This window comes from Streptomyces sp. MGP-P1, assembly GCF_057766565.1.
Genome location: NZ_JBYMEM010000007.1, coordinates 1183690 through 1206025 on the forward strand (window position 1 = coordinate 1183690; position 22336 = coordinate 1206025).

The window sequence follows — 22336 nt, forward strand, 5'->3', positions numbered from 1 at the left end:
GGTCCCCGGGCTCCGGCCCCGTATGCCTCGACGGTGCCGGCCACCGGGGTTCCGGTGGCCCGAGCCGGTCACGCTCCGCGGCGGGCGGTCCGGCTGCCGTCGGGCGGACGGGTCACGGCTGGGGCACTGAGCCGGATGCGTACCGGCTTCCCCCTGTACGGGCATGATGACGACCTGCCCACTCTACCGGTCCGCGGCCGGGGGCCGGGGGCGTCGCCGGGGGCGTGCGCCACGGCGGTGATCGGACGGCGATGTCAGAGCGCGGTGTACGTCACCGGGGGCCCGCCCGGCACGGCCTCCGCGCTCCCGAGTTTCACGAGCCGCCGCAGAGGGGACTCGGCCTCGGAGACGGCGAGCGGCTGACGGTCCCCGGAGAACAGCCGCCCGTGCCCCGCCAGGTCCGCCGGATGCCGGCTCACACGGCGGACTGTTCGCCCTGGACCTTCAGAGCGATGCCCTCCGGCACCCGCCGCAGCGCGCGGATCGCCGGGACGGCGAGCATGACGGCCAGCAGGACGCACGACATCACCGACGAGAAGATCAGCACCTCGTTCGCGCCGAACGCGTCGGCCGCCGGGCCCGCCAGCGCGCGGCCGAGCGGGATGACCATGATGGAGCCGGCGACGTCGTACGCGGAGACGCGGCTCAGGATCGTCAGCGGGATGTGCGTCTGGACGCTCGTCGCCCACATCACGCCCCAGAACGCGAAGCCGTATCCCGCGATCACGTGGGCGATCGCCGTGGCGGCGAAGGACCATTCGAGCGCCGGGGCCAGGGGGTTGAGCGCGAAGCAGAGCATGGCCAGGGCGCCCGCCACCAGGGGGCGGCGGGGGCGGACCCGCATGCCGATCAGGCCGCCGATGATCGTCCCGGCGCCGTCCGCCGAGGCGATCCAGCCGTATCCGCTCGCCCCGTGCTGCTCGATCATCAGCGCCGCGCCGAGCGGCAGCGCCGGACCGAACACGAACAGGCCGTAGACGGACCAGACCGCGATGACGCCCCACAGCCACTGCCGGGACCGGAACTCCTGCCAGCCCGTCGCGAGCCTGCGCCACATCGGGGCGTCGCCCTCGTCGCGGACCGTGTGCAGCTTCCGCAGGGGCAGCAGGACCAGGGCGCTGAGCGCGTACGCCGCGGCGATGACCAGGTACGAGCCCGACACCTGCCAGTACGCGACGAGGATGCCCGCCAGACCGGGGCCGAGCAGCGTGCTCAGGGCCTCGGATATGCGCAGCAGCGCGTTGGCCTTCTGGATGTCCTCCGCGACCCGGGGGACCATGCTCGCCATACCGGGCTGGAACATCGCGGTCGCGGCCCCGCTGAGCGCCATCAGCGCCATGATCTGCCACAGCGGGACGCGGTCGGAGGAGAAGAGCAGCGCCGCCAGTGTGATCATGGCCAGCATCCGCACCAGGTCGGCGCAGATCATCATCAGCTGCGGGGTGAACCGGTCGGCCAGCACCCCGCCGAACAGCACCAGCAGGACGATCGGGGTCATCCACGCGGCCAGCGCGTAACCGACGCCGGTCGCCCCGTGGCCCGCTCCCAGCACGGCCGTGGTGAGGGAGACCATCAGCATGCCGTCGGCCAGCAGCGACGCGCTGCGGGCCGTAAAGAACAGCCGGAACCGGCCCGACCGCCAGGGGCTGGGCAGTGTTTCCCGCTTCTGCGGAAGGGTCGTGTCGTCAACGCTCATGTCGTACCTGCCGGCCTCTGCCGGTCCCTTCCTCGATGATCTCCAGTCGACGCCAGGCGTCGCTCCGGTCCGGCTCGGTGGGCGGGCTCTCGACGAGCACGTAGCGGTGGGGCGCCAGGACCCCCGAACCGGCGGCCGGGATGAGGGCGGTCAGCGCCCGGTGGGCCTCCTCGGACGTCAACGAGGTGTCGCCGCGGGCGATGTACGCCGTGAGGTGCGGTTCCGCGCCGGCCGCCCCCTCCGCGGTGCCGTCCACCGTCCCGTCCGGTCCGAGCTCCTCGGCCACCCGCACCGGCAGTCCGCCCGCCGCCCGGGCGAGGGTCTCGCGCACGGCGGCGGGCGAGACCCAGCAGCCGTCCACGCGGAGCCACGTGGGCCCGCGTTCGGCGGGACGGACTCCCGTCACCTCGGACAGCGCCTCCATCGGCACGTCCCCGGCGGCGGCCGCCTCCAGGAGCAGGACCAGCCCGGAGAGGAATCCCTCCGCCTCCTCGGGGGTGAAGAGCGTGGGGGCGGCCCACAGAGAGATGTGCAGCTGGGGCGCCGTCCGGTACGTGAAGGCGAGCAGCCGGGTCGGCAGCGTCTGGGGCGGCCCCCAGGTCAGCTCCTGCTCGGCGTCGTCGCGGTCCTGCGTGTCGGTGCCCAGGAGCGGGGCGGGCAGGGCGCTCACATCGTTGAACACCACGTCCCGGCCGAAGTGGCTGCCGCGCTCGGCGGTGACCCGGTCGATCATCTCCCAGAGCCGTACGGAGTCGAACTGGCTGTGCCGGTAGGCGTTGAGCACCGCCCCCCAGGTTCGGGCGACCAGGGCGTCGAAGCCGGGCACCCGGACATCCAGGTGGAGCAGCGCGTCCTGGGAGGTGGTGGTCACCGAACGGGCGACCCGGGGGTGGAACCGGTTGGCGCTCGGGACGGCGGTGACACAGCTGTCCTGGCCCGCCCGATGGGCCACCAGGGCGCACCAGGCGGCCATCAGCACGGTGGCCTCGGGGTGCCCGGTGCGGCGGGCCGCCCCGGCGAGCGCCCGGCCGCCCCGGCGGGAGCGGAGCGTCAGCTGCCGGGCCTCCTCGTCGGTCCCCGGCCTCCTGCCGCGCGGCTCCGCGAACATCTCCTGCGGCCCGGTGCGGATGATCCGCTCCCAGTACCGCAGGGAAGCCTCCGACTTCCGCAGCCCGGCCGGGGACGCCTCCACGGCGGCCAGGTCGACCGGGGGCAGGGACGTGAGCCCCGGCAGCTCCTTGCCCGCCAGCAGCTCGGCGAACTCCTCGCGCAGGATGGCCATCGCGCTGCCGTCCGTCACCGCGTGGCTGAACGCCAGCGCGACGTGGACCGGCGCTCCGGCCACGGTGAGCAGGGTGGTCCGCAGCGGGAACTCCCGCTCCAGGGCGAAGCGCCCGGCCCGGGCCGCCCGGGCCACCGACTCGGCGTACCCCGCCGGATCAGCGGGGAATTCGGCGTGGTCGAGGACCGTCACCGTGAACGTGCCCTCGGAGGCCACGACCTGCTCGGCCGGCGCGGACCCGGGGGCATGCGGAAACGTGGTGCGCAGCCCTTCGTGGCGCCCGGCCAGGGCGCGCAGGGCGTCGGTGACGGCCTCCACGGTGGTGCCCTCGGGGACGGGCCACACATCGTGGATGTTGATGTGGGTGGGGTCGTCCCGCAGGATGCAACGGATCATGTTGGCCTGGCCCATGGTGAGGGGGCCCCGGCGTTCCTCACCGCCCGCGTAGGCGACGGTGACCGTGGTCGTGGTGGTGTTCGGGTGCATGGTGTCCTTGGCGGCGGCGGGGGTCATCGGGTCACGGCCGGGCCCACGTTCGCGCTCGCACGAGTCAACGCCTCCCAGTGGTCCATCAGGAGCGCGAAGTCGGCCATGTCGTCGCGGGCCTCGTCCAGGAGCCGGGAGCGGCGTTCCACGAGGGCGTCGGCGACCGTCTTGTAGCGATCGCCGAGCCGCCGGTAGGCACCGTCGAGGACGTCGAGGCGGTCGGCGCCCGACGCCCGGCCCAGGCCGGTGCTGTCCCGGACGAACCCGGCGACCTCACGGGCCCGGATGCAGCCCTCGGCGTCGAGCAGCGCGTCACCCGCCGCCGCCGTCCTCGCGTACACGGCGTTGAGATACGCCTTGGACAGCAGGAACTTCACGAAGCGCACCTGGTACGCGAGGAACCCGTCGTCCGTACGCCGCTCCGCCGTATGGAAGTTGACGATGTGCCGGTTGTGCTGGACGCCGGGCATCCTGGCGTCGTGGAGGAGGTGGATCAGGAAGTAGTCGCTGCCGATGGTGTCGGTGGCGGGCGGCAGCGGGACACGACGGTAGACCTCGTGGTCGAGTGCGATGTTGCACATGTCCACGCGCATCGGGCTGACGGGGGCGAGCGTGGTGCGGTCGCCGTCGAAAGCGGTGTCCCCGGCCCCCCGGAAGGACTCGTCGATCAGATGTCCGCGCCAGATCTCCGGGAGTCCCTCGGGGATCGACAGGCCGATCAGTTCGCGGTACGTGTCCGGGTCGAGTTCGCGGATCTCCGCGACGTCCACCGACATCTCCCCCACGAAGGAGCCGCCGACCATCGTCACCCGCCGGCTCCCGGCCCCCGCCGGCAGCTTGCTCCGGGTCGCCGACTCGCTTACGTCGTCGGCGCGTTGGCCCAGATAGGCGAGCTCCTCGTGGAGCGGGAAGACCGGTTCGCCGTCGAACCGCTGGTAGCGGCTGTCGGAGTCCCGGCGGTGGACGGACGTGCAGCCGAGGGCCTGGGCGATGAGGAACGCCCGGTTGGTGCAGGCGCCGTAGGAGACGCGGGACGGCAGCATCAGTTCCAGCAGCCGGTCCGGCCGGGCTCCGCCGGACCGGTCGATCACCGCGCGCAGGAAGTCCCGTTGCCCGTCCTCGTCGAGGTGGTGGACGGTCACACCGGGGGAGGGGGGCAGCGCGGCGACCGCCCGCCGGTGCTCGGCGAGCACCGGCGCGGGGGAGGAGTCCAGGACCAGGAAGTGCACCTCGACGCCGAACCGCCGTGCCCCGTACGCCGCTTCCTCGGCGACCGCCGCGATGGTGCCGGCGCAGGCCCGGTGGGTGGGCAGGGTCAGACAGACGCGGCGCACGAAGGCTCCCCGCTCCGCGCGGCGGGTGCCGTCTCCTCGACGGGGTCCTGCCACGAGGCGAGCCCCAGCAGTCGGCTGCCCAGGGGGTTCAGCTCGGCCGTGGGGTAGCGCTTGGCCTCGGGCAGCACCGGGTCGCCGACCAGGGTCCGGTTCCAGCGCGGGGTGCGCAGGTGGCGCCAGGACTCCACCCGGGACTTGCGCAGCCGCTCGTGCTCCTCCAGCGCGGGCATCATCGACAGGTACTGCACGGCACGCACCCCGCTCTCGGAGAGGTTGCGCGCCACACCGTGGGCCAGCAGACCGTTCCAGATGAGCAGGTCGCCGGGGCGCAGATCCGGTCGTACGACGGGGAGTTCGTCCCGGTCGACGGTGGGGCGCAGGGGGTCCCGGCCGGCGGGCTGGGCGGTCTTCCAGGTGTCGAACTGCCGGAACAGCTCCGGGCAGCACTGGAAGCCGCCCGTCTCCGGTCGGGTGTCGTTGAGCGCGATGATGCCCTGCACCCGCTGCGGCGGGACGGCGAGCGTGGTGTCGATGTCCCAGTGGAGCTCGATGTCGAAGCCCCGGTCCGTCGGCTCGATCAGGGCGCGGTCACGGTTGCCCCGGTTGGGCGGGTTGAGGTTGAGCCGGTCCAGGGTGACCCACAGCTCCTCGCAGTCCCATACGTCGACGAAGGCGTCGTAGACCCGCTGCGACTGCCGGTTGTCCCAGAGGAGTTGGTGGTGGTAGGCCTCCACGAAACCGTAGATGTGCAGTTGCTGGTCCAGCTCGGAGCGCAGCGGCCGGTCCTCGTACCAGCTCTCCGGCCGCTCCGGGTCCAGGCCCTGGAACTCCCACGTGAAGTCCAGCAGTTGCCGCGCCACCGGGGCCGGGATCGCTTCCCGGACGATGACGTAGCCGTACGTCTGCCAGTGGGCGAAGTCCTCCTCGGAGAGCACGCGCAGCGGGCGCGACTTGTCGAGCTCCCGCAGGGCGGTCTGCGCGAGGTAGGCCTCGCCGTCCGCGCTGAAGTACGGGATGTCCGAGGCCGCGCGGTGCAGGCGGGGCCGACGGCGAGGGGCGGGGGTCGTCATGAGGTTGATGGCAGGTCCTTCTCCTCGGCCGGCCGTGCGGCGACCCCGGGGGAGCGGGGTCGCCGCGGACGGCGGGACGGATGGCAGTGCCGTGGCGGGAGGAGCCATGACCACGTCGATCAGCAGCATTGGTCCAGACCACCCGGACTGTCAAGTGGCATCCACATATGGGGATATGAGATGCCGTCCTGTACTCATCGGCCATGGAATCGATACCTGCCGTTCGGTTTTTTTGGTCTAGACAACAGGTGAGCGACAGGCCTAATGTCCAAGGGCGCGGTCGGGTTCGTGCCGGGTTGTCTCCTGTGCCGCTGCCCGTACTCCGGACGGTCACGGACCTGTTCGGGACCGCCGACGCCACGGCGATGTGGTTCGTACGCCCGAGGGGTGTCCCCGATCGCCGGCCCACACCGAGAAAGACGCGGTTCCATGAACACATCCAGCATCACGGCCCTGCCGGGTATCACGCTGAAGAGTCCCGGTGCGGGGCTGATCACGCTGGACCCGGTCCGCACCGCACTGCTGCGGGGCCTGGACGATCTGCTGACCGGCCTCGCCGCGCGGCTCGCCGCACCCGAGGTGGTGGGGCCGCCCCTGCTGTCCGCCGAGGGACTGGCGCGGCTCGACTTCTTCCGCAACTTTCCCCATCTCGGCGTTTCCGCCGGGCGGTTCGGCCCGGAGGCGCTGGAGGGTCTGGCCTCCGGCGGGTCGCCCCAGGACCTGCCGTTGCACCCGACCGGCCATGTGCTGCCGTCCGCGACCTGCTACGGGCTGCTGCTCTCCCTGGAGGGCGAGGACGTCGGCGAGGACGGGCTGAGGCTCTCGGCGGTCGGCCGCTGCTTCCGCAACGAGACCCACTACGACGGCCTGCGCCGCCTGTGGGGGTTCCACATGCGCGAGGTGCTCTACCTCGGCACCAAGGACGGGGCCACCGAACACCAGGAACGTGGCGGGGAGTTCGTCCAGGAGGTGGCCGGACGTCTCGGCCTGACCCTGACCCGGGCGGCGGCCGACGACCCGTTCTACGACAACGGGGGGTCGCGGGCCCGCCTGATGGCACTGGACCCGGTGAAGTACGAGTACAGCGCCCCCGACGGCACGGCCATCGCCTCCGTCAACCGTCACCGCAACTTCTTCGGCGAGCGGCTGGGCATCCGGGCCGGCTCGCACGGTCCCGCGTACAGCTCCTGCGTCGCCTTCGGCATGGAGCGCTGGGTGCACGCGATGATCCTCGCGCACGGCACCGCCGAACAGGCCCTGGAGCGGCTCCGCGCCGCCGGTGCCTGAACCGATCCTGAGTAACCGGCCGACCTGCCGTAGTAACCGGCCGACCGGCCGTCACCCCGACAGAAGCGCCGTCAACAGAATCGTCAACAGAATCAAAGAGGAGCGATTTCTCCCATGGAACGTGTCGTAGCGTGGCTCAACGAGAAGAACCCCGGATTCGACGGCCCGATCGGCGTCGAGGAGGACCTCATCGAGGCCCGCCTCATCGACTCGATGGACTTCCTGGAGTTCATCGACCTCCTGGAGGAGATCTCGGGCAGCGGCATCGATCTGCAGGAGGTCACCATCGACGACTTCCGCACCCTCGCCCGCGTCAAGGAGCGCTTCCTCGCCGCCGGCGACCTGGCGGAGGCGCCGGCCGGGTGAGTCCGGGCCGGTGACCCCTCTCCCGCCGCCCCGCGAACAGGGCGCGGCCCCCGCGCCCCCGGCGGCCGCCGGCGCCTTCGTGCTGGTGGCCACCACCGCGGAGGTGCTGGCGCACCCGGAGCTCGACGAGCGTCTGCTCGCCCCGTGGGAGCGGCGGCGGCTCGCGGGGATCCGGGTGCCGGGCCGCCGCGACGACGTGGTGGCGGCCCGCCTGCTGCTGCGGCTGTGCGCCTCCCGGGCCACCGGGCTGTCGCCGGACGTGGTGGAGCCGGCCCAGCGCTGCCCCGGGTGCGGGAGGGACGGGCACGGCCGGCCGTATCTCCCGGACCACCCCGGCCTGGGGGCGAGCTACAGCCACGCCGACGGACTCGCCGCGGCGGCGGTCGGACCCGGCCCGGTCGGTATCGACGTGGAACCCCTGAGGCGCCGGCCGGGACCCCTGTCCGTACTGCGGCGGCTGCTGCCCGAGGCCGAGGTGGACGCCGCCCGCGCCGAGCCGGACCCCGGCCCGGCGCTGCTGCGGTTGTGGGTCCGGCGGGAGGCGCTGTTCAAGGCCGGGTTCGCGTCCGGGTTCGAGGCCGGGCGGGACGACGCGCGGCTGACCGAGTGGACGGACCATCGCCGTGCGGCGGTGGTGGCGCTCGCGGGCGTCGACGGCCCGGGCCGGAGCTGAGGAGCGGCCCACCCCGCCGACGGGCCGCTCCTCAGCTCCGGCCCGGCTCCGCCGTCAGGTCGATGAGGCGGCAGACCGTCTCGATGTCGATCTTCACCTGGGCGATCGAGGCCCGGCCCGACAGCCAGGTGATCAGCGCCGAGTGCCAGGTGTGCTCGATGACCCGGACCGCGGAGAGCTGCTCCGGGGTCGGGTGCTCCAGGCCCATCGCGTCCAGGATGATCGCCGTGGTCAGCCGGGAGACGGTGTCCACCTCGGGGCTCACGCTGCGGTCCGCGAAGGTGAGGGCGCGGACCATGGCGTCCGCGAGGTGCGGTTCGCGCTGCAGGGCGCGGAAGGCGCGCATCAGCGTCTCGGCCACCCGCTGGGCGGCGTCGTCGCCGGCCGGCGGACGTTTGCGGAGCGTGGCGTGCATGTGCTGGAGCTGGTCCTGCATGGTCGCGACCAGCAGATGGATCTTGGACGGGAAGTAGCGGTAGAGGGTGCCCAGCGCGACCCCGGCGGCCTCGGCCACCTCCCGCATCTGCACCGCCTCGAACCCGCCCCGACCGGCCAGCTGGGCGCTGGCGTGCAGGATGCGGCGTCGACGGGCCTCCTGGCGCTCGGTCAGCGCAGGCGCTGCCGGTCTGGCGTCCGCAATCATGCTGTCCCCGATCCACGATCCGTGATCCATGGCTTGAACCCGCGCCCGGCGGACGGAGCGGTCCGGACGGGAGCGCACAGCATGCCAGGGCGTCCGTCGTGGCGCGAATCACCTGATCCGGCTCTCGCGCCGACGCTACCTGCCGGTAGATTCGATGCACGTCGAACGATCAAGTATGCGACCTGTTCTATCAAGTCTGAAACTTGTTCTAGATTAGCGCGACCGGTTACGCTCCGGCGAACACGCAGTCAGAAGGGGGCCGAGTGTGACCGCTGAGGCCATAGAGACAGGCCCCCGCACGGGCGACGGCAGCTCCACCGGAACCGGCGACCGGCCGTTGCGCATCGCACTCCTCACCTACAAGGGCAATCCGTTCTGCGGCGGCCAGGGCGTGTACGTCCGCCACCTCGGCCGGGAGCTCGCCCGCCTCGGCCACAGCGTCGAGGTGATCGGCGCGCAGCCCTACCCGGTGCTCGACGAGGGCGTTCCGCTCACCGAACTGCCCAGCCTCGACCTCTACCGCCAGCCCGACCCCTTCCGCACCCCGAAGCCCGGCGAATACCGCGACTGGATCGACCTGGCCGAGGTCGCCACCATGTGGACCGGCGGCTTCCCCGAGCCGCTCACCTTCAGCCTGCGCGCCCGACGCCATCTGCTGGCCCGGCGTGGCGAGTTCGATGTCGTCCACGACAACCAGACCCTCGGCTACGGGCTCCTCGGCGACCTCGGGGCCCCGCTCGTGACGACGATCCACCACCCCATCACCGTGGACCGCAGGCTCGACCTGGCGGCCGCGCCGAGCCGCCGCCGGCGCGCCTCCGTACGCCGCTGGTACGCCTTCACCCGGATGCAGAAGCGGGTCGCCCGCAAGCTGGACACCGTCCTCACCGTCTCCGGCTCCTCCCGCGACGAGATCGTCGAGGATCTCGGCGTGCGCGCCGACCGGATCAGCGTCGTCCACATCGGGGCCGACACCGACCTGTGGTCCCCCGACCCCTCGGTTCCCGAGGTGCCCGGCCGTATCGTCACCACCTCCAGCGCCGACGTCCCGCTCAAGGGCCTCGTCCACCTCGTCGACGCGCTCGCCAAGCTCCGCACCGAGAACCCCGCCGCCCACCTCGTCGTCGTCGGCAAGCGCGCCGAGAACGGCCCGGTCGCCCGCGCGATCGAGCGGCACGGGCTCGCGGACGCCGTCGAGTTCGTCAAGGGCATCAGCGACGCCGAGCTGGTCGACCTCGTGCGCGGCGCCCAGGTCTCCTGCGTGCCCTCGCTGTACGAGGGGTTCTCGCTGCCCGCCGCCGAGGCCATGGCCACCGGCACCCCGCTGGTCGCGACCACCGGCGGCGCGATCCCTGAGGTTTCCGGCCGCGACGGGGAGACCTGCCTGGCCGTGCCGCCCGGCGACGCGGACGCGCTGGCCGGAGCACTGGCCCGGCTGCTGGGCAGCCCGGAGCTGCGCGCCCGGCTCGGCGCGGCCGGCCGCGAGCGGGTGCTGGCCAACTTCACCTGGGCCCGGGCGGCGGCCGGAACGGCCGAGCTGTACCGTCAGGCGATCATCGCCCGCGGAATCCGCAGGTGACCGCGTGCCCCCGGGCGACCGCGGACCCGATCGTCGCAACCCGTACCTCCGACCTCGAAGGCAGGCCCCCGTGCTGACCGTCGACTTCACCCGCTTCCCGCTCGCCGCCGGCGACCGAGTGCTCGACCTGGGCTGCGGTGCCGGCCGGCACGCCTTCGAGTGCTACCGGCGCGGCGCGCAGGTCGTCGCGCTCGACCGGAACGGTGAGGAGATCCGCGAGGTCGCCAAGTGGTTCGCCGCGATGAAGGAGGCCGGAGAGGCCCCCGAGGGCGCCACCGCCACCGCGATGGAGGGCGACGCCCTCAACCTGCCCTTCCCCGATGACTCCTTCGACGTCGTGATCATCTCCGAGGTCATGGAGCACATCCCGGACGACAAGGGCGTCCTCGCCGAGATGGTCCGGGTGCTCAGGCCGGGTGGCCGGATAGCGATCACCGTCCCGCGCTACGGCCCCGAGAAGGTCTGCTGGACCCTCTCCGACGCCTACCACGAGGTCGAGGGCGGCCACATCCGCATCTACAAGGCCGACCAGCTCCTCGCCCGGATCCGCGAGGCCGGACTCAAGCCGTACGGCACCCACCACGCCCACGCCCTGCACTCGCCGTACTGGTGGCTCAAGTGCGCCTTCGGCGTGGACAACGACCGGGCGCTGCCGGTGCGGGCGTACCACAAGCTGCTGGTCTGGGACATCATGAAGAAGCCGCTCGCCACCCGGGTCGCCGAGCAGCTCCTCAACCCGGTCGTCGGCAAGAGCTTCGTCGCCTACGCCACCAAGCCGCACCTTCCGAAGGCCGAGGCGTGAGCACTCCCGAACAGACCGAACACCTTGTCCTGCCGGGCGTCCTGACGGCGGATCAGGCCACCGAGACGGTCGCCGCGCTCGCCGCCGTACAGCGGGAGGACGGGGCGCTGCCCTGGTTCCGGGGCCATCACCTCGACCCGTGGGACCACACCGAGGCCGCGATGGCCCTGGACGCGGCCGGCGAGCACGGGGCGGCGGCCCGCGCCTACGACTGGCTCGCGCGCAACCAGAACGCCGACGGCTCCTGGTACGCCGCCTACCACGACGGCGATTCGGCGCAGCCGACCGACCGGGGCCGGGAGAGCAACTTCTGCGCGTACGTGGCCGTCGGCGTCTGGCACCACTACCTCGCCACCGGCGACGACGCGTTCGTCGACCGGATGTGGCCCACGGTCTTCGCGGCCGTCGAGTTCGTCCTCGCACTCCAGCAGCCCGGGGGGCAGATCGGCTGGAAGCGGGAGCCCGACGGAACGCCCGTGGGCGACGCGCTGCTGACCGGCTCGTCCTCGATTCACCAGGCGCTGCGCTGTGCGCTGGCCATCGCCGAGCGCCGCGAGGAGCCGCAGCCCGACTGGGAGTTGGCGACCGGCGCGCTGGCCCACGCGATCCGCAGCCACCCCGAGCGTTTCCTCGACAAGGGGCGCTACTCGATGGACTGGTACTACCCGGTCCTCGGCGGTGCCGTCACCGGGGCCGAGGCCACCGCCCGCATCCAGGAGGGCTGGGACCGCTTCGTCGTCCCCGGCCTCGGGGTGCGCTGCGTGCTGCCCAACCCCTGGGTGACCGGCGGCGAGAGCTGCGAACTCGCCCTGGCCCTCTGGATGACGGGGGAGTCGGACCGGGCGCTGGAGATCCTCCAGTCCGTCCAGCACCTGCGCGCCGAGGGCGGGCTGTACTGGACGGGTTACGTCTTCGAGGGCGACCGGGCCTTCTGGCCCGAGGAGCTCACCACCTGGACGGCGGGCTCCCTGCTGCTCGCGGTGGCCGCGCTCGGGGGGGACGAGGCGACCACCGCGGTCTTCGGGGGCGAGCGGCTGCCGGTCGGCCTGGAGCCGGACTGCTGCGGCTGAAAGCGCCGGCCTGCCGCTGAACACGCCCTGGGGCGGGCTCTGTTCAGCCGCGGCGGAGCCGGCCCGCCACCGCGTGCCCGATGAAGAGGTAGACCACGGCTGCCAGGCCGTATCCGGTGACGACGTTCGCCCACGCCTTGTCGAACGTGAACAGGTCGTACGACCAGCCCGCCAGCCAGCGGGCCGCGTCGTGCACCCACTGCACGAAGTCGTTGCCGCGGTTGGCGTCCAGCAGGTACATCAGGATCCAGAGGATGATGACGAAGGCCAGAATGTCGGCCACGACGGCGATGACACGAGCCGCTGAACTGCTTCCTGAACGGGTTCTGGGAGACATGGAACTCTGGTTGCCGCTTTACGCAGGGTGAAACCCGTACGGCCCGCACCGGGTGGCGGCCGATGGGGGCGCGGGCGGGGTTGAGAGGGAGCGCCGCCCTTCGTCACCCACTGTGACACGCTGGGCCGGTTCGACCCGGTTCTTCCGGCCCGGCCGGTTGGGCCCGCCCGGTCAGGAGACCCGCCGTGCGGGTCCCGCCAGGGTCAGGGCAGATCGTCACCCGTGCCGTCGTAGTCCATCTCCTCGCCCTCGGGACGCAGGGGATCAGCGCCGGTCAGGGCGAGGATCAGATAGGCGCCGTGGGACGAGCCGTCGTGCTCGTCCCGCACGTTCAGCGTTCCGCCGGCGCCGTCCTCGTCGGTCTCGAACCCCGCAGGGTCCAGGCCGAGCCGTCGGGCGAGCTCGTCGACCGAGGCGAGCAGCCGGTCACGTGCGGTCCCGCCCTCACGGGCCCCGCCCTCCGGAGGCCGGAGGACCACGAGGAGATCGGCGAGGAACCCCCGGCGCATTCCGTCAGGTCCGGCCGCCTCGAACGCCATCGACGCCGGCCGGAGCTCGGAGACCAGCGGCAGCCAGGCGCGCAGCGCTTCCTCGGCGGTGCGCACCCGCCGCAGATTCAGAGAGACGCGGCAGACCACGTCGTCGGGGGAGAACCTCATCAGTGGGTCACGTATCCGTTCTTCGCGATGGCTTCGACACGTTGGCGTGGGGGCGTGGGGGCTTGGGAGCAGCCATTGCCTCCATTCTCTCCCCGTCGACGGGGAGGCCCGTCGCCTCCCGGTCGACCTGCGGAATCCGGGTGATCAACCCGGGTGCCGCCGGTTAGGGTGCGCCGCATGACCTCTCTCTCCCACGACCGCTACTGCGACGAGATCCTGGCCCAGAACGACGCCCTGCGCGCGGTGCTGACCGGCGCCGACCTCACCGCGACCGTCCCCACCTGTCCCGACTGGACCCTGCGGGAGCTGGCCGTGCACGTCGGCGGCGCGCACCGCTGGGTCGGCGAGATCGTCCGCACCCGGGCCGCCGAGGACATCCCCGAGGACAAGGTGCCCGGCATGGAAGGCCCGGACGGCGACGACCCGGCCGCGCTGGACGCCTGGCTCGCCGAGGGAGCCGCGGCCACGGTCGCCGCGCTGCGGGAGGCGGGGCCCGACACCGAGGTGTGGACCTGGGCGTGGGAGCGGCGTGCCGCCTTCTGGGCGCGGCGCATGACGCACGAGACCGTCGTGCACCGGGCGGACGCGGCGCTCGCCGCCCGCGTCCCGTACACGGTGGACGCCGACGTGGCCGCCGACACCATCGAGGAATGGCTGCGCATCGTCTCCTTCTCGCAGGAGGGCGGCGACCCGGAAGCCGCCGAACTGGTCGGAGGCGGCCGCTCGTTGCATCTGCACGCCACCGACGTGCCCGGCGCCGAGTGGCTGATCGAGTTCGGCGACGACCGCTTCACCTGGCGGCACGCGCACGACAGGGCCACGGTCGCGCTGCGCGGGCCGCTCACCGACCTGATGCTCGTCTTCAACCGCCGACTGGAGCCGACGAGCCCGCGGGTCGAGGTGCTCGGCGACGCCGCGCTGCTGGACTTCTGGCTGGACCGGTCCTCGTTCGGCTGAGCGGCAGAAGCACGGACACGCCCTCGAGGGCTGTCCCTCAGGAGTTCAGCTCCGCCAGGACCCGCAGCGTGTACGGGTCCGGGGCGGTGACCAGCAGATCCGTCACCGGGCCCGTACGCCACAGCTCCAGCCGCTCCGCGATGCGGGCGCGCGGCCCGATCAGGGAGATCTCGTCGGCGAACACGTCCGGCACCGCCCGCACCGCCTCCTCCTCGCGGCCCCGGAGGAACAGCTCCTGGATCCGCCGGACCATCGGCGCGATCCGCACCGAGTCGTAGCCGATCCGCTCTGCCTCCCGCACCAGGGCGAGTTGGCCGGGGTCAGGGCCGCGGCCCCAGTATCCGAGCCGGGTCGGAATGTACGACAACGGCCCCCCGCCCGGGAGGGGCGAGGGGCCGTGACGTCTGCTGGGGCGTACGGATCAGCCGCGCTGGATGCCCGTGGTGTCCTGGAGGACACCACGACGGCCGTCCTGAGTCTGGGCGACGAGACTCTGGCCGCGCTGCTCCACCGCGAGGTACCAGGTGCCCGGCGCCAGCTCGGCGATCGGGTTCGGCGAACCGTCCTCGCCGTACAGCGGACGGGCCACCGGAACGGCGAACCAGAACGGGGTGAAGTCGCCCGCCGGGGCCGCGCCGCCCTGCGAGGGCTGCTGCGCCTGCGCCTGCTGCGCCTGCGCCGGGTCGGCCTGGGCGGGCTGGCCCTGCTGCTGAGCGCCGGGGTAGCCGTAACCCTGGCTCGGCTGGGCACCGTACGGCTGCTGCTGCTGGCCGGCCGGGAAGCCGTAGCCCTGGCCGGGGCCCGCGCCGTACGGGGCCTGTCCGGTTCCTACGCCCTGCGCGGGGGAGGACGGGCTGACGAGCGGGGCCTTGAGCGCGGGGATCATCGGACCGGCGACGGCACCCGCGACGAGCACGATGGCGGCCAGCAGGCCGAGGATCAGGCCCGCGCCGGCGCTGTTGACGTCGAGGATCGTCCAGAAGGCGGTCCACAGCGCGAAGACGGTGAGCGCCGCACCGAACTGGCCGAGGTCGAGGCCGACCACCTTGCGGCCCGGCATCACACGGCTGACGACCAGCAGCGCCGCGCCGATGACTCCGGCGAGGAAGACGCTCATCAGGAGTCCGAGCGAGTCCCAGGCGTTCGGGCTGTCGAACCGGGAGCAGTCGACGCCCTGCGGGCAGTCGTAGCTGGAGAAGTCGAGGAAAGAGGCGATGAACAGCACGACCGCTGCTCCGATCACCACGCCGTCGCCTCGAGTGAGGGATCGGATATTCACGTGAAGGTCCTTAGTCGGTCGTCTCGTCGGGGCGGTCGTCGCTGCCGCCGGTGCGGCTCGAAGCTCGGGAGCGGCTCCCCATCGTACGGATGAATCTATCGTCTGCCCGGGCGGGTTGTGCCCGTGCCCGGATCACGAGCGGTTGTCCCCCCAATATCACCGCAGAACTACCCCGTCAGGTAGCTGCTAATGCCGTCGACCATGCCCTGGGCCGCCTTCTGCCGCCAACTCCCGCTGGTGAGCAGGGCCGCGTCCTTCGGGTCACGCATATTGCCGCATTCCACGAACACCTTGGGCACGGTCGACAGATTCAGTCCGCCGAGATCATCACGCGTGTCCAGACCGGTCTTTCCGCCGATGTAATGGGAGGGCTCGCTTCCGGTCGTACGGGCGAAGTGTCCGGCGATCCTCGCGCCGAGATCGGCCGAACTCTTCACGATCTTCGAGGTGTCGGCCCCGCCGCCCTTCACGTCGGCGGGCAGGATCACGTGGAAGCCCCGGTTGCCCACGGCCGACCCGTCGGCGTGCACCGAGACCACCGCGTCGGCCTTCGCCTCGTTCCCGATCCTGGCCCGCTCGTCGATGCACGGCCCGAACGGCCGGTCGCCGTCGTGGGTCAGCCGGACCCGGGCGCCCTCGGCCTCCAGCAGCGTGCGCAGCCGGTGGGACACGTCAAGGGTGAACCGGGCCTCCGCGTAGCCGTCGTCGGTGGACGTACCGGTCGTGTCGCACTCCTTGCGGCCGGTGCCGATGTCGACCTTCTCGTTGATCTCCCGGGTGTGATCGCGGTTGCCCGGATTGTGTCCCGGGTCGATCACGACGGTCCGGCCGGTCAGGGGTCCCTTCGGCAGCGGCTTCGCGGAGTCGGAGGGGGCAGCGGTTCCGGACGGTGCCGGAGCCGTCGGGGAGGCGGCGTCCGCGCCGGGCCGGGGCGGGGCCGCACCGGCCCCGTCGGTTGCCGAGCCGGCGCCGCAGCCGGCTGCGGTCAGGCATACGGCGGCCAGCGCGGCGGCCACGGAGAGGGGCCGGGCGCGGCGGGTGGGGGGAGGGCTGTCGTCGTACGGCACGCGGCGATGCTACCCACCCGCCCGTCCGGAGGGCTCGGACCGCGGCCCGTGCGACCCGGATCTCGCTCCCGTACGGCTCAGATCCCGGTGCCCGTGCGACCCGGATCTCGCTTCCGTACGGCTCAGACCCCCGCCCCCGTGCGGCGCAGCACGCGCAGCGAGTCCGTCACCGACACCTCGGTGAACGCCCCGGAGGTCAGCGCTCGCCGGTAGATCCGGTACGGGGCCTGCCCGCCGTCGGCCGGGTCGGGGAACACGTCGTGGATCACCAGCAGCCCGCCCTCGACGACGTGCGGGGCCCAGCCCTCGTAGTCGGCGTTCGCGTGCTCGTCGGTGTGCCCGCCGTCGATGAAGACGAGCCCGAGCGGTCCGGCCCACACGGCGGCGACCTGGGGGGAGCGCCCGACGAGCGCCACCACGTGGTCCTCCAGGCCGGCCCGGCGCAGGGTGCGGCGGAACGTCGGCAGGGTGTCCATCAGCCCGACCTCCGGGTCCACCACGCTCGGGTCGTGGTACTCCCAGCCGGGCTGCTGCTCCTCGCTGCCCCGGTGGTGGTCGACGGTGAGCGCGCTCACCCCGGCGGCGCGCGCCGCGTCCGCGAGCAGGATGGCGGAGCGCCCGCAGTACGTGCCCACCTCCAGCAGCGGCAGCCCGAGCGCACCGGCCTCGGTGGCGGCGGCGTACAGGGCGAGGCCCTCGTGGGCCGGCATGAAGCCCTTGGCGGCCTCGAACGCGGCGAGGATCTCCGGCGTGGGCCCGGCCGGACCGGCGGGTGCGGCGGGTCCGGCGGACGCGGCGGCGGACTCGTCGGTCACGGGGTTCCTCCAGGTGGGGCGGGGTGAGTGCGGAACGGCGCCCCATCGTGCCGTACGCCCCCGCCGAAGGGATCGGCGGGGGCGTACGGGGGGTGAGCCCGGGTCGGGCGGCCCCCGGCGGAACTGCCGGCCTCGAGGTCAGCAGCTCTGCCAGAGTCGGGTCATGACGCGGACGCCGAAGCGCAGGCCCTCCAGCGGGACGCGCTCGTCCACGCCGTGGAAGAGGCGGCCGTAGTCCAGGTCGTGCGGGAGCTTCAGGCCCTTGAAGCCGAAGCAGCGGATGCCCAGGTGGGTGAAGGCCTTGGCGTCGGTGCCACCCGGGTTGCAGTACGGGACGGGGTGGCCGTCCGGGTCCTCGGCGCGGACGGCGTCGCACATCGCGTCGACCAGCGGGCCGTCGAACGTCGTCTCCATCGCGATGTCGTGGTTGACCCACTCACGGCTGACGGAGGGGAGCAGGAGCCGGTCGATCGTGTCGATCAGTTCCTGCTCGTGACCGGGGAGGAACCGGCCGTCGACGCGGGCGGTGGCCTTCCCGGGGATGACGTTCGTCTGGTAGCCGGCGGTGAACATGGTGGGGTTGGCCGAGTTGCGGAGCACCACCTGCATGAAGTCCGCGACCGGGCCCAGCCCGGCCAGGCTCGCCTCGATGTCGTTCTCGTCGAACTCCACGCCGTAGAGCCGGGCGGCCTCCTCCAGCAGGGCGCGGACCGGTTCGATCAGCCGGATCGGGAAGGTCTCGCGGCCGATCCGGGTGAGGGACTCGGCGAGGTCGGTGACCGCGTTCTCGTCGTTGGGCGACGAGCCGTGGCCGGCCCGGCCGTTGGCGGTGAGCTCCATCCACGCCATGCCGCGCTGGGCGTTCTCGATCGGGTACAGCCGACGCGTGTCGTCGAGGGCGAAGGAGAAGCCGCCGCCCTCGCCGATCGCCTCGGTGACCCCCGAGAAGAGGTCCGGCCGGTGTTCGACCAGCCAGTGGGCGCCGAACGTGCCGCCCGCCTCCTCGTCGGCGAGGAAGGCGAGCACCACGTCGCGGGCCGGCTTGGCGCCGGTGCGGGCGAAGTGCCGGGCGGTGGCGAGCATGACCGCCACCGTGTCCTTCATGTCGATCGCGCCCCGGCCCCAGAGGTAGCCGTCGCGGATCTCGCCCGAGAACGGCGGGACCTGCCACTCGGAGGCGTCGGCGGGGACGACGTCCAGGTGGCCGTGGACCAGCAGGGCGCCCCGGGTGGGTTCACTTCCGGCGATCCTGGCGATGACGCTGGCCCGGCCCGGGGCGGACTCGACCAGTTCGGAGGCGATGCCCACCTCGGCGAGGCGGTCCACCACCCAGTCGGCGGCGGCGCGCTCGTCGCTGGTCGGGTTGGAGGTGTCGAACCGGATCAGCTCGGCGCAGAGGTCCACGACCTCGGTCTGGGCCTGCTCGGAGGCGGGGACGAGGCTCATGCTGCTCCTGCCGCAGTGGTCGCGCGGGCGGCGGGGGCGGGGCTGGTGCCGTCCTCGTCGTCCAGGGTGGAGGTGCCGTACGGCTTGACCCAGCCCAGCAGGCCGAGGGCGCAGTACAGCAGGAAGGCGGTGGCCAGCGAGTTGAGGGCCGGTATGCCGCCGTCGTAGAACTTGCCGACGCAGAACGCCACCACCCAGATGACCAGGGACATCGGCACCCAGGTGGGCGAGGTCAGCGGCAGGGTCTGCGCCTCACGGGTGTCGTCCAGCGGCTTGCGCATCCGCTTCACGACCCAGTACTCGGCGACGATGATGCCGCCGATCGGCGGGATCATCACGCCCAGCAGGGAGAGGAACTCCGTGAAGTGGGTCATGATGCCGACCGCGGACAGGAGCGTGCCGGCGATGCCGAGGACGACGGTGACCACGCCGCGGTGCAACCGCTTGCGGAAGACGACCTGGAAGAAGTTGACGACGCCGAGCGAGGAGCCGTACAGGTTCCAGTCGTTGATCTTCGCGGTGGACATCAGGACCACCATCACACCGAAGGCGCCCGAGGTGGAGAGCACGATGTGGGAGACGTCGCTCGACTTCACCAGGTGGCCGAGCAGCACACCGACCATGCCGACGATGTACTCGGAGAGGATCATCGAGGAGGCGCTCTGCACGAAGACGTGCGAGCCCTTCTTGTTGTAGCGGGTCATCTCCGGGGAGACGATGGCGCCAGTCATGTAACCGCCCGCGATGGCGGTGGCGGCGACGGCCAGCGGGATCGCCTCGCCGGGCGGCGGCGAGCTGATCAGCTCGCCTATCGAGTGGTCGTTGAGCGTCGTGATGATCGACCAGGCGACCATGCCGAAGAACAGCGGGGTGACGATCTTGGCGAACAGGGCCATGTACGTGAAGCCGAAGATCACCAGGCCCGTGATGGCGATGCCCGCGATCACGCACCACATCCAGGACGGTCCGCCGACCAGCGCCGAGACGCTGTTGCCGAAGATCGTGTTCTGGACGCCGAACCAGCCGACCAGGCTGACCGCGATGACGAAGCTGACCAGGGCCGAGCCGTTGCGGCCGAAGCCCGTCCAGCGGGTGAGCATCGGGGTCGCCAGACCCTCGCGCATGCCGGCCAGACCGATCGCGAAGATCACGATCTCCAGGATCACCGCACCGAGCGTGAAGGCGAGGAAGGCGTCCCCGAAGGTCATGCCGACGCCGATGGTGGCGCCCAGCGTGAACTGGGAGATCGAGCCGGACTGGGCCAGCCACTGCAGGAGCATGGACCAGAAGCCGAAGCGCTTGTCGCGCGGGACCCGCGAGAGGGAGTAGTCGTCGCTGCCGATGCTCTTGGCTTCGGGGGCCGTGGCGTCGGCCTGGGGGGCGGATGCCATCAGGACTCCTGGGTGGTGCGGCCGAGGGTCTGGAGGTGAGCCAGCGACCCGTAGCGGTTGACGAGGTTGTCGAACTCCACCGCGTCGTGGAAGTCCAGCTGCCCGGCGCCGAAGCCCTTGGCGACCTCCACGGCGTAGCGGGCGGCGGACGCGATGTCGCTCTCGTGACTCGCGCCCGTCTGGCAGCCCGGTACCGCGGCGGCCGAGGTGACCGCGAGACCGACGACCGGAGCGGCGGTCGCGGTGGCGGGCTGGAGGATCGAATTGATGTGGTGTGCACCGTTACCGTACGGCGTGATGTCCTGGGTGGTCACCGGGTAGGTGACCAACGCCTCACCGGTCACCACGGCCAGCAGCTCGCCGAGCTGCTCGCTGACCCGGAGCACCCAGCCCTCCTTGACGGTGGGCGACAGGGCCAGGCCCTTGTGGTTGATGATCCGGTTGCCCTTGGTGGTGTCGATGGAGAGCACGGCCTCCATGTCGGCGGTCACCTCGTGCCGGTTCATCGTGGCGATGTCCACGGGCGAGCCCATGAACGGGACCGGGTCGTGCGGCTCGGTCGGCGCGTTCGGGCAGATGTGCGTGGCGACGATCACGTCGCCGGGCAGCACATCGCCGCGACGGCGCATGTCGAGCAGCTTGGCGGCCGTGGCGATGGCGGAGGCCGCGCCGTCGGCGTCGGAGACCAGACCGGTCACCTCGGGCCGGGCCCCGATACCGCCGAGCCGGCCCACCACACCGAGGGTGCGGGCGCTGCCGCCCGCCGTCCGGCCGCGGGAGCCGGGGATGCGGACGAGCACGAAGTCCGTCGAGCCCTGGTCACCCATGACGGTGGTGACCTGCGCGGACGATCCCTCGGTCCCCGCTGCGGCGTCGAGGTACTCGACGACCGTCTTGCCAGTGACCTGGGGATCGTCCAGCAGCTCGACGATGTCCAGTACGTACTTCAACATGGGGGCGTTTCTCCTGATCCTGACACCCGCCCGGCGCTCGACGGGGGAGAGCGCGGGGCGGGGTGCTGAGGCAACATTCGGGATCGGATAGCGTTGAGCGCAACTGTTTCCCGCTATATGCAATTCTGGTCTGAATGGTGAGATGACGATGGCCGAATTCGATCTGGACCGGCGTACGCCCGCCGGAGCGCTGCAAACCGTCGACCGGGCGCTCCTGGTGCTGCTCGCCTTCGAGCGCACCCGGCCCGACTGGGGCGTCACCGAGGTCGCCGAGGAGTTCGGCTGGGACACCTCCGCCGCCCAGCGGCTGCTCGCCACCCTGGCCGGCCGGGGCTTCCTGGTCTCCGATCCGGCCACCCGCCGCTACCGCATCGGCCCCGCCGTGCTGCGACTCGGCCGGCTCTGGGAGCGCTCGGGCTCGCTGGAGCTGCTGGCCGGTCCGGTCCTGGAGGAGCTGCGCCGGACCACCGGCGACACGGTCCTCTTCTGTCTTCCGGACAGCTTCCACATGCGCTGCGTGGCCGCCGAGGAGGGCGAGACCGGGCCGCTGCGCTACTACCCGCTGGTCGGCGAGCTCTACCCGGCGCACGCCGGGGCGACCAGCAAGTCGTACTACGCCTATCTGCCCGACGAGCAGCGCCACCGGCTCTTCCGGGGCCGCCCCATGGCCCGCTTCACCGATCGCACCGTCACCGAACCAGACCTGTTGGAAAGGGAGTTCATCAAGATCCGGGCCCAGGGCTACGCCTGGACGGTCGGCGAGTACGACACCGGGATCGCCACCGTTGCCGTACCGGTGTTCCTGGGGCGCGAGCCGTACGGAAGCCTCAGCCTCGGCGGTGGGGAGGACCGGTTCCGGGGGCGCCCGAGGACCGGCTCGACGCGCTGCGCCACGCGGCCCAGCTGCTGGAACAGCGCCTCACCCACCCGCCGCAGCGGCCGAAGCCCCGCACCCGGCGGCCCCGCACCACCTGACCGACCCGAGCCGCCCGGCCGACCGGCGGCCCCGCACCACCTGACCGACCCGAGCCGCCCGGCCGACCGGCGGCCCCGCACCACCTGACCGACCCGAGCCGCCCGGCCGACCGACGTACCCGATCCACCTGACCGATCCGATCCGCCTGGCCGACCGACGTACCCGATC

20 protein-coding genes and 3 pseudogenes are annotated in these 22336 nt (G+C 72.2%); 8 read left to right on the forward strand and 15 right to left on the reverse strand.

The window, feature by feature from the left end; all coding sequences use genetic code 11:
* Window positions 1-254: 254 nt before the first annotated feature.
* From AC3CH1_RS26800 to AC3CH1_RS26820, 5 genes are read right to left on the reverse strand one after another with little or no spacing between them, the layout of a single operon-like run.
* Window positions 255-419, reverse strand: a complete 165-nt coding sequence (locus AC3CH1_RS26800; RefSeq protein WP_488465262.1) for a hypothetical protein — start codon at window positions 417-419, stop codon at window positions 255-257.
* Window positions 416-1696: an MFS transporter gene (locus AC3CH1_RS26805; protein ID WP_488465263.1), complete on the reverse strand. Its 1281-nt coding sequence runs from the start codon at window positions 1694-1696 to the stop codon at window positions 416-418. Before AC3CH1_RS26805 ends, AC3CH1_RS26800 begins: the two co-directional genes overlap by 4 nt.
* Complete coding sequence (locus tag AC3CH1_RS26810; RefSeq protein ID WP_488465264.1) at window positions 1686-3491, reverse strand: condensation domain-containing protein; 1806 nt, start codon at window positions 3489-3491, stop codon at window positions 1686-1688. The genes AC3CH1_RS26805 and AC3CH1_RS26810 overlap by 11 nt, the downstream gene beginning before the upstream one ends.
* Entirely contained in the window at window positions 3488-4798 is a 1311-nt protein-coding gene (locus tag AC3CH1_RS26815; protein ID WP_488465265.1) for a DUF6271 family protein, read from the reverse strand. The genes AC3CH1_RS26810 and AC3CH1_RS26815 overlap by 4 nt, the downstream gene beginning before the upstream one ends.
* Window positions 4780-5868: a phytanoyl-CoA dioxygenase family protein gene (locus AC3CH1_RS26820; protein WP_488465266.1), complete on the reverse strand. Its 1089-nt coding sequence runs from the start codon at window positions 5866-5868 to the stop codon at window positions 4780-4782. The genes AC3CH1_RS26815 and AC3CH1_RS26820 overlap by 19 nt, the downstream gene beginning before the upstream one ends.
* Window positions 5869-6297: 429 nt before the next feature.
* On the opposite strand from AC3CH1_RS26820, the gene AC3CH1_RS26825 reads away from it, so the two are divergent.
* The 3 genes and pseudogenes from AC3CH1_RS26825 (at window position 6298) to AC3CH1_RS26835 (ending at window position 8260) form a co-directional block, all read left to right on the forward strand.
* Window positions 6298-7155, forward strand: coding sequence for a class-II aminoacyl-tRNA synthetase family protein (locus AC3CH1_RS26825; RefSeq protein WP_488465267.1), 858 nt, complete (start codon window positions 6298-6300; stop codon window positions 7153-7155).
* A gap of 114 nt (window positions 7156-7269) precedes the next feature.
* On the forward strand, window positions 7270-7521 hold the full coding sequence (locus AC3CH1_RS26830; RefSeq protein WP_488465268.1) for an acyl carrier protein: 252 nt from the start codon (window positions 7270-7272) through the stop codon (window positions 7519-7521).
* A gap of 10 nt (window positions 7522-7531) precedes the next feature.
* A pseudogene (locus AC3CH1_RS26835) lies at window positions 7532-8260 on the forward strand (4'-phosphopantetheinyl transferase family protein).
* Here AC3CH1_RS26835 and AC3CH1_RS26840 read toward each other — a convergent pair.
* Complete coding sequence (locus AC3CH1_RS26840; protein WP_488465269.1) at window positions 8226-8837, reverse strand: TetR family transcriptional regulator; 612 nt, start codon at window positions 8835-8837, stop codon at window positions 8226-8228. The pseudogene AC3CH1_RS26835 and the gene AC3CH1_RS26840 sit on opposite strands and share 35 nt — an antisense overlap.
* 265 nt (window positions 8838-9102) lie before the next feature.
* On the opposite strand from AC3CH1_RS26840, the gene AC3CH1_RS26845 reads away from it, so the two are divergent.
* The 3 genes from AC3CH1_RS26845 (at window position 9103) to AC3CH1_RS26855 (ending at window position 12288) form a co-directional block, all read left to right on the forward strand.
* Window positions 9103-10416, forward strand: coding sequence for a glycosyltransferase family 4 protein (locus AC3CH1_RS26845; RefSeq protein WP_488465270.1), 1314 nt, complete (start codon window positions 9103-9105; stop codon window positions 10414-10416).
* 70 nt (window positions 10417-10486) lie between these two features.
* The gene (locus AC3CH1_RS26850; RefSeq protein ID WP_097868370.1) at window positions 10487-11218 is read left to right on the forward strand and encodes a class I SAM-dependent methyltransferase; all 732 of its coding nucleotides are present in this window, start codon (window positions 10487-10489) and stop codon (window positions 11216-11218) included.
* Complete coding sequence (locus AC3CH1_RS26855) at window positions 11215-12288, forward strand: prenyltransferase/squalene oxidase repeat-containing protein (RefSeq protein ID WP_488465271.1); 1074 nt, start codon at window positions 11215-11217, stop codon at window positions 12286-12288. Before AC3CH1_RS26850 ends, AC3CH1_RS26855 begins: the two co-directional genes overlap by 4 nt.
* Before the next feature lie 43 nt (window positions 12289-12331).
* Here the strand turns inward: AC3CH1_RS26855 and AC3CH1_RS26860 are convergent, their stop codons facing one another.
* Together AC3CH1_RS26860 and AC3CH1_RS26865 are read right to left on the reverse strand one after the other, a co-directional pair.
* A complete protein-coding gene (locus tag AC3CH1_RS26860; RefSeq protein ID WP_488465272.1) occupies window positions 12332-12625 on the reverse strand; it encodes a hypothetical protein in 294 nt (97 codons plus the stop codon).
* A 203-nt stretch (window positions 12626-12828) separates the two neighbouring features.
* The gene (locus tag AC3CH1_RS26865) at window positions 12829-13284 is read right to left on the reverse strand and encodes a hypothetical protein (RefSeq protein WP_488465273.1); all 456 of its coding nucleotides are present in this window, start codon (window positions 13282-13284) and stop codon (window positions 12829-12831) included.
* 177 nt (window positions 13285-13461) lie between these two features.
* On the opposite strand from AC3CH1_RS26865, the gene AC3CH1_RS26870 reads away from it, so the two are divergent.
* Window positions 13462-14241: a maleylpyruvate isomerase family mycothiol-dependent enzyme gene (locus tag AC3CH1_RS26870; protein ID WP_488465274.1), complete on the forward strand. Its 780-nt coding sequence runs from the start codon at window positions 13462-13464 to the stop codon at window positions 14239-14241.
* A gap of 37 nt (window positions 14242-14278) precedes the next feature.
* Here the strand turns inward: AC3CH1_RS26870 and AC3CH1_RS26875 are convergent.
* The 7 genes and pseudogenes from AC3CH1_RS26875 to AC3CH1_RS26905 all read right to left on the reverse strand — a co-directional run.
* Window positions 14279-14488, reverse strand: a pseudogene (locus AC3CH1_RS26875) (LLM class F420-dependent oxidoreductase); the annotation flags it as partial.
* 174 nt (window positions 14489-14662) lie between these two features.
* A complete protein-coding gene (locus AC3CH1_RS26880) occupies window positions 14663-15520 on the reverse strand; it encodes a DUF5336 domain-containing protein (RefSeq protein ID WP_488465275.1) in 858 nt (285 codons plus the stop codon).
* A gap of 167 nt (window positions 15521-15687) precedes the next feature.
* Window positions 15688-16587 (reverse strand): N-acetylmuramoyl-L-alanine amidase, encoded by a 900-nt coding sequence (locus AC3CH1_RS26885; protein WP_488465276.1) that lies wholly within the window; start codon window positions 16585-16587, stop codon window positions 15688-15690.
* 122 nt (window positions 16588-16709) lie between these two features.
* Window positions 16710-17297, reverse strand: coding sequence for a class I SAM-dependent methyltransferase (locus tag AC3CH1_RS26890; protein WP_488466744.1), 588 nt, complete (start codon window positions 17295-17297; stop codon window positions 16710-16712).
* 243 nt (window positions 17298-17540) lie between these two features.
* Window positions 17541-18848: a M20/M25/M40 family metallo-hydrolase gene (locus AC3CH1_RS26895; RefSeq protein ID WP_488465277.1), complete on the reverse strand. Its 1308-nt coding sequence runs from the start codon at window positions 18846-18848 to the stop codon at window positions 17541-17543.
* The gene (locus AC3CH1_RS26900) at window positions 18845-20239 is read right to left on the reverse strand and encodes a cytosine permease (protein ID WP_488465278.1); all 1395 of its coding nucleotides are present in this window, start codon (window positions 20237-20239) and stop codon (window positions 18845-18847) included. Before AC3CH1_RS26900 ends, AC3CH1_RS26895 begins: the two co-directional genes overlap by 4 nt.
* Window positions 20239-21192 carry a DUF1177 domain-containing protein gene (locus AC3CH1_RS26905; RefSeq protein ID WP_488465279.1) on the reverse strand — a complete coding sequence of 318 codons (954 nt, stop codon included), beginning with the start codon at window positions 21190-21192 and terminating at the stop codon, window positions 20239-20241. Before AC3CH1_RS26905 ends, AC3CH1_RS26900 begins: the two co-directional genes overlap by 1 nt.
* 142 nt (window positions 21193-21334) lie before the next feature.
* Between AC3CH1_RS26905 and AC3CH1_RS26910 the strand changes: the two are divergent.
* Window positions 21335-22167 (forward strand): annotated as a pseudogene (locus AC3CH1_RS26910) (IclR family transcriptional regulator).
* Window positions 22168-22336: the final 169 nt, after the last annotated feature.

Bases quoted from the DNA above. Each gene is read 5' to 3' on its own strand.
- AC3CH1_RS26805 (WP_488465263.1), bottom strand. From the start codon at position 1,696: ATGAGCGTTGACGACACGACCCTTCCGCAGAAGCGGGAAACACTGCCC.
- AC3CH1_RS26810 (WP_488465264.1), bottom strand. From the start codon at position 3,491: ATGACCCCCGCCGCCGCCAAGGACACCATGCACCCGAACACCACCACG.
- AC3CH1_RS26820 (WP_488465266.1), bottom strand. From the start codon at position 5,868: ATGACGACCCCCGCCCCTCGCCGTCGGCCCCGCCTGCACCGCGCGGCC.
- AC3CH1_RS26825 (WP_488465267.1), top strand. From the start codon at position 6,298: ATGAACACATCCAGCATCACGGCCCTGCCGGGTATCACGCTGAAGAGT.
- AC3CH1_RS26830 (WP_488465268.1), top strand. From the start codon at position 7,270: ATGGAACGTGTCGTAGCGTGGCTCAACGAGAAGAACCCCGGATTCGAC.
- AC3CH1_RS26840 (WP_488465269.1), bottom strand. From the start codon at position 8,837: ATGATTGCGGACGCCAGACCGGCAGCGCCTGCGCTGACCGAGCGCCAG.
- AC3CH1_RS26860 (WP_488465272.1), bottom strand. From the start codon at position 12,625: ATGTCTCCCAGAACCCGTTCAGGAAGCAGTTCAGCGGCTCGTGTCATC.
- AC3CH1_RS26865 (WP_488465273.1), bottom strand. From the start codon at position 13,284: ATGAGGTTCTCCCCCGACGACGTGGTCTGCCGCGTCTCTCTGAATCTG.
- AC3CH1_RS26870 (WP_488465274.1), top strand. From the start codon at position 13,462: ATGACCTCTCTCTCCCACGACCGCTACTGCGACGAGATCCTGGCCCAG.
- AC3CH1_RS26890 (WP_488466744.1), bottom strand. From the start codon at position 17,297: ATGCCGGCCCACGAGGGCCTCGCCCTGTACGCCGCCGCCACCGAGGCC.
- AC3CH1_RS26895 (WP_488465277.1), bottom strand. From the start codon at position 18,848: ATGAGCCTCGTCCCCGCCTCCGAGCAGGCCCAGACCGAGGTCGTGGAC.
- AC3CH1_RS26900 (WP_488465278.1), bottom strand. From the start codon at position 20,239: ATGGCATCCGCCCCCCAGGCCGACGCCACGGCCCCCGAAGCCAAGAGC.
- AC3CH1_RS26905 (WP_488465279.1), bottom strand. From the start codon at position 21,192: ATGTTGAAGTACGTACTGGACATCGTCGAGCTGCTGGACGATCCCCAG.